General features: G+C 56.2%; 3 protein-coding genes and 1 pseudogene. 2 read left to right on the top strand and 2 right to left on the bottom strand.

Annotated features, from left to right (window positions below; all coding sequences use genetic code 11):
* Positions 1-203: 203 nt before the first annotated feature.
* Positions 204-698, bottom strand: a complete 495-nt coding sequence (locus EOA60_RS16185) for an Lrp/AsnC family transcriptional regulator (RefSeq protein ID WP_128311593.1) — start codon at positions 696-698, stop codon at positions 204-206.
* Positions 699-1,296: 598 nt separating this feature from the next.
* Here EOA60_RS16185 and EOA60_RS16180 point away from each other — a divergent pair.
* The gene (locus EOA60_RS16180) at positions 1,297-3,798 is read left to right on the top strand and encodes an FAD-dependent oxidoreductase (protein ID WP_127335946.1); all 2,502 of its coding nucleotides are present in this window, start codon (positions 1,297-1,299) and stop codon (positions 3,796-3,798) included.
* Between the two features lie 137 nt (positions 3,799-3,935).
* Positions 3,936-4,175 (top strand): annotated as a pseudogene (locus EOA60_RS16175) (ISNCY family transposase); the annotation flags it as partial.
* A 297-nt stretch (positions 4,176-4,472) separates the two neighbouring features.
* On the opposite strand, the gene EOA60_RS16170 reads toward EOA60_RS16175, so the two are convergent.
* Positions 4,473-5,615: an IS110 family transposase gene (locus EOA60_RS16170; protein WP_128311591.1), complete on the bottom strand. Its 1,143-nt coding sequence runs from the start codon at positions 5,613-5,615 to the stop codon at positions 4,473-4,475.
* Position 5,616: the final 1 nt, after the last annotated feature.

Below are 5,616 nucleotides of genomic sequence, written 5' to 3'. Positions count from 1 at the left end.
GTCTGAGGCATTGTGCCGTCGTCCGAAAAAAACAATCGTCAAAGAACGCCGCCGGACACCGTATGCGATTGTCCGTCCCCGGGCGGATGGTCCACGACAGAGCAAGCAGCGCCAGGATCGAAACCTGATTTTCCGAAAACCAGTTTCGTGCGCCATTGCCATCTCGATTCTCCCGACAGTCATGACGGGCACCGTCCCGGTTCTCAGTCGGATGCCCTCCGCGACATTAGCTCACTGCTCACGCGGACATTCTGTTCGTCCTTCGCCGTCCGGGTCACGACATAGGTAAAGTACTTTTCTACACCAAACGGTGTTCCAAGAAATGTTTCCACTATTTCATTGTATTTTTCCATGTTTTCAACAATAAATTTAAGATGATAATCAGACGATCCTGTTACCTCATAACATTCTACCACTTCTGGAATGTCGCGCACTTGGCGCTCAAACCTCGCGTAAGTCTCACGGTTTTGCCTTATCATTACCACGTGGGCCAAAACGATCTGAATAGTTTGCAGTTTTTCAATTGCTATTTCTGCCGTATAGCGGCGTATTATTCCCGCTTTCTCAAGCTTCTTAACTCGTTGCCAGCAAGGCGAAACCGAAATACCGACAATGTCGGCGAGCCGCTTCACGGGAAGACGCCCGTCATCCTGGAGCGCCTCAAGGATACGATAGTCGATGCGGTCGAGCTTAATCATGTGTCATCTCTTCTTGAAGCGACCCCAAACGCGATGCCGCATGCCGCTCCGGCTTCCGCCATTGCCCGTTGGACGGGCTCGTCCATCTAGCAACGACGCATCGTCCTATGCCAGTTCAGGTGTAGCAACAATTGCGGAGAGATTACAGCACTTCGAAGGTTCGGAATTGGTTGGGTCGAGCCCGGCAGTCTGCCTTGAAGAGGCTGCGGTCTGAAATCGGCCTGTAACATACGTTGCATCATTCGCGGATGCATCGCGCCGCGGTCCAAGGCAGGAAGATCGGTGTCCTGTCAATCCGTGCTGGCTGGCCGCACGGGGCCGCGAGAAACTGCCGCCACTAGGAGAAATGGAGCGGTTTACGCGCGCGGCCCATTCGGCAATCGGGCCGTCGGTGTCGATCGTTTCCAGCTGCCAAACGGGACAATCTGTAGAAAGCTTTTTTGCCACAACGGTAATCTTCAGAAACACTTCTCCTCGAAACGTCGGTAAAAGTTTTAAAAGCACAGTTCTTCTCGGCAGCAATAACTGCTGCCAGACAACTCCCAGTTAACTGACAGGGTAGCTCCGAAAAAGCGGCGTGAAGCGAAGGTGGGTCACAGTGGAAGAAAAGCAACTAAAGGGCCAGTCGACGTCCCAGTCGGTCCCCTCCCATGCTTCGTGTCTAATCATTGGCGGAGGCGTAGCCGGGTGCTCTGTTGCCTACCATCTCGCCAAACTAGGCTGGCGCGACATCGTTCTCATTGAGCGCGAGAAGCTCACCTGCGGAACTACATGGCATGCCGCAGGACTCCTTAGCCTCGGCCGCGTTGATCCGGACTGGCAGAAGCTGCTCATGTACTCTGCTGATCTCTATGAGCGTCTTGAACCCGAAACGGGTATTTCCACAGGCATCAAGCGTAATGGATCTTTGTTCATAGCAACGTCTGCGGAGCGAGAGCTGGAACTGCGACGTTTGTGTCCCCCAATCAACCGGAACGGAATGGAAGCGCACCTCTTGTCACCGGAAGAGTGCTCCGATCGTTACCCTGGGCTTGAGACCTCAGATGTCCGCCTAGGGATGTTCGTTCCGCGTGACGGGCAAGCAGATCCGACAAACGTAGCTCTGGCGTTGGCAAAGGGTGCCCGACAGCAAGGTGTTCGGATTGTCGAGGGTGTCAAAGCTACAAAATTGGTTGTGATGAACGGTCGAATTCGTGGCGCGGAAACTACTAGTGGAAACATCGATGCCGACGTTGTGGTGAATTGTGGTGGAATGTGGGGGTCCGAAATTGGCGCGATGGCTGGGGTTAAGGTTCCCCTCCACGCGTGCGAGCACTTTTATGTCGTCACGGAACCGATCCCTGGTTTAAAACGCGATCTTCCGGTTCTGCGTGTCCAAGACGAGTACGCATACTATAAGGAAGATGCCGGCAAGCTTCTGCTTGGTGCCTTCGAGACTAAAGGAAAAGCATGGGGAATTGACGGTATCCCAGAAGAATTTTGCTTTGATCAACTGCCTGAGGACATTGATCATTTCGAACCTATCCTGACAGCCGCTGTAGGCCGACTGCCGATGCTAAAAAACGCTGGCATACGAACTTTCTTTAATGGCCCCGAGAGCTTTACGCCGGATGGCCAATTGATTATCGGCGAAGCTCCGAATGTCGCTGGGTTTTGGTGCCTATGCGGCTTCAATTCAGCTGGCATTGTTACTTCTGGAGGCGCCGGTAAGGCACTTGCCGAATGGATCGACTCGGGTGAGGCTACAACTGATGTTCGCGACATGGACATCCGCCGCTTTCAGACTTTTCAGTCCAATAGGACCTATTTACGTCATCGAGTGCCAGAAATCCTTGGTTTGCAGTTCGCAAACACATTTCCTTACCGAGACTATGCTTCGGCGCGTCCGCTTCGGCAATCGCCCATATTTAATGAACTTGGTGTAGCAGGTGCGTGCTTCGGTGAGCTTGCAGGTTGGGAAGTTGCCAACTGGTTCGCACCTACCCAGGGGTCACATTTTGAAATGCCCATTACGGAACTCTCGTGGGAACGCCAGGCGTGGTTTGATTTGGCGGCCGCGGAGCATAGGCGTATCCGAGAAGATTGCGGCGTCTTCGATTTGACGTCCTTTGGAAAAATCCGCGTATTTGGCAAAGATGCCTTGGGCGTTCTACAGAAGATTTGCGCCAATGATATGGACGTGCCCGCCGGGAAAATAGTCTACACTCAGTGGCTGAATGCTCGGGGGGGGATCGAAGCAGATGTTACCGTAACTCGACTTTCCGAAACCGAATTCGTTATTATCACCCCAACTAGCACCGTACGCAGAGAGCTCAATTGGCTGCAGCGAAACACGCCTGTCGAGGCCAGTTGTTGGTCGATAGATGTTACGTCAGGCGAAGCTGTATTCGCGGTAATGGGGCCGAAAGCGCGGGAGGTCCTCTCTAAGTGTACAAACGCAGACTTGTCTAACAGCAGCTTTCCGTTCGGAACCGCACAGGAGATCGAGTTTGGCATGGTTGTTGTGCGCGCCCACCGCATCAGTTATGTTGGTGAGCTGGGGTGGGAACTTTACGTCCCGACGGATCAGGCACGCCACGTCTATAGCGTTCTCATGAGCGCGGGTCAGCCGTTGGGTCTCCGGCCCTGTGGATTTCGAGCTCTCGACAGTTTGCGCATCGAAAAGGCCTTCAGGGAGATCGGTCACGACATCACTGGTGACGACCACATTCTTGAAGCGGGCCTTGGATTCGCAGTTAGGACCGAAAAAGCAAAATCGCGGTTCGGTGATTTTGTTGGACGAGACGCTGTACTTTCGCGGAAAGGTCAGGGTCTTACACGCCGCCTGATGCAATTCAAACTGCTTGATCCCGCGCCTTTGCTGTATGGTCATGAGCCTATTTTTCGTGACGGCGAACCCGCAGGAGAAGTGTCGTCCGGGGCTTATGGGCATTACATTGGATCTGCCATTGGGCTAGGTTACGTCCATTGCTCGGCTGACGAGCGAGCTGAAGAGGTAATTAGTTCACGTTTTGAGATAGACGTTGCGGGCACTCGTTGCGTGGCCAGCGCTCACCTTCGCCCAATATATGATCCGACGGGTGATCGTATGCGATCCTAGTCTAGTGTCCGTCCATAAACATCAAGCAATTGATTCTATTGAGTGAATCGTAGCTTTGCGCAGGCGAGGCCCGGCGGTTTCAGGTATGTTTGGATCATGCCACTGATTCCAAAGTCCTGCCACCGCCGGAGCCGACAATGCGCCAAGAACGCACCGTCCAAGCCACCATATTCGATCTTTTCGCCGCGCACGAGATCGGCCACGAGCTGAAGGCGATGTCGCAATGGCTGGATGAGCATTGCGATCTGCTTGGCTTGGTGGCTCGTGATTTGGTCCGGGTTGGCGTCAAGGCCACCGGACGGCAAGGCCTGCCTGCTGAAGCGGTGCTGCGTTGCGCGCTTCTCAAGCAATACCGGCAGTTGAGCTTATATGAGGAGCGTCAATGTGGAACTGTCGTCAGGGTGACATTTTTTGCTTTCCGTCGGTTGTTGCGGCATCCACGGTCTGAGCCCGATTGCAAGACGCGGCTCGTTGCCAAGCCAGATCCAACTTATATACGGTCGCTGTTCGAGACAGCGGAACCAACATCCCGCTTGCGGCGGACAAGGCTCATGAGGACGAGACCATTCTATCAAGCGGCGTTTGAAGCCATGCTCAACTGCGGTTCGTCCCACCTGGATCCGCCAGGACTGATCGGGTCCTGGAAGATTGAGGAATTTGGTTGCGATCGGGGATCAGGCGGTCCTCATCACGGCCCCCTCGACGACGACGCCGGCATTGACGTATTTCCATAGCGCGACAAGCAGCTTGCGGGCGAGTGCCACGATCGTCTTCTTCTTCAGACGACCATCGTTCTGCTTCACCCGCTGCTTGAACCACAGGCTGAGCGCTGAGTGCGGCTGATGGCGCAGCCACAGCCAGGCCACCTGGATCAGCGTCGTTCGCAGCCTTGGATTGCCGGCTTTCGAAACCCCCTGGTCGTGATCGATAGAGCCGCTCTGCCAGGGTGTCGGCGCAAGGCCAGCATAGGCAGCAACTTGTCGTCGGTTGTCAAAATGACGCGACAGCCCCTCCGACCACAAGACAACGGCAAACTCCGGCCCGATGCCTTTCAAGGCGAGCAGCATCGCCGGTGCCGGCTGCTCACAATCAGCGAAATGCGCAGAGCCGACCGGCGCGACAGCGAGCATGGCGTCGCGCTCGGCCTCGACCGCTTTGATCTGTCCGATCAGCAGCTCCAGCCGATCGAGTTCGCGGCTGATCTGCATCTTCAGATGCGCCGGCAATGGTCGGCCGTCGCCGGTCCTCAGCTCCTCGAGCCGCGTGCGCCGGTCGCGGCGCAGCGGCTGGTAGCCGGATACGCCCTGGCTGAACAGCAGGCCCTTGATGCGATTGACGTGGCGTACGCGCTCGTTCGTCAACGCCTTGCGCTCACGCGAGATGCGGCGACGGTCCTCTTCCTCGGGCGTCGGCACCCGCAGCATCGCACAGACGCGCGGCTCGCCCCTTTTATAGGCGAGCAGCGCGCGTACCAGCGTCTCACCGTCGATCTTGTCGGTCTTGGCCCGCCGCCGCCGGCGCGAGGTCGCAATCGAGGCCGGATCGACGACGTGGCTTTCGATCCCCTCGGCCTGCAGCACGCGATGGATCCAGAAGCCGTCGAGCCCGGCCTCCTGGATCACGATGATGGGGAAGCAGCGCCCGGTCCGTGCCTGCGCCTTCCTCTTGAGCTCGGCAAACGGCGCCAGCAGGCCGGCGATGTCGCCGGCCGCCACCGCATGTTTCGACATCTTCTCGCCGCCGCCCGGCGACAGCGAGGTGATCAGCCATTTCGAACGGCTGAGTTCCAATGAGACGAAGATTGCGCCAAGATCAATG

This window comes from Mesorhizobium sp. M1A.F.Ca.IN.020.06.1.1 (genome assembly GCF_004023265.1).
Lineage (GTDB): Bacteria > Pseudomonadota > Alphaproteobacteria > Rhizobiales > Rhizobiaceae > Mesorhizobium.
The sequence above is the reverse complement of the archived record's forward strand: the minus strand, read 5'-3'. Positions and strand labels throughout refer to the sequence as shown.

Excerpts from the sequence above, each read along its gene's own strand:
- EOA60_RS16185 (WP_128311593.1), bottom strand. The coding sequence starts at position 698 with ATGATTAAGCTCGACCGCATCGACTATCGTATCCTTGAGGCGCTCCAG.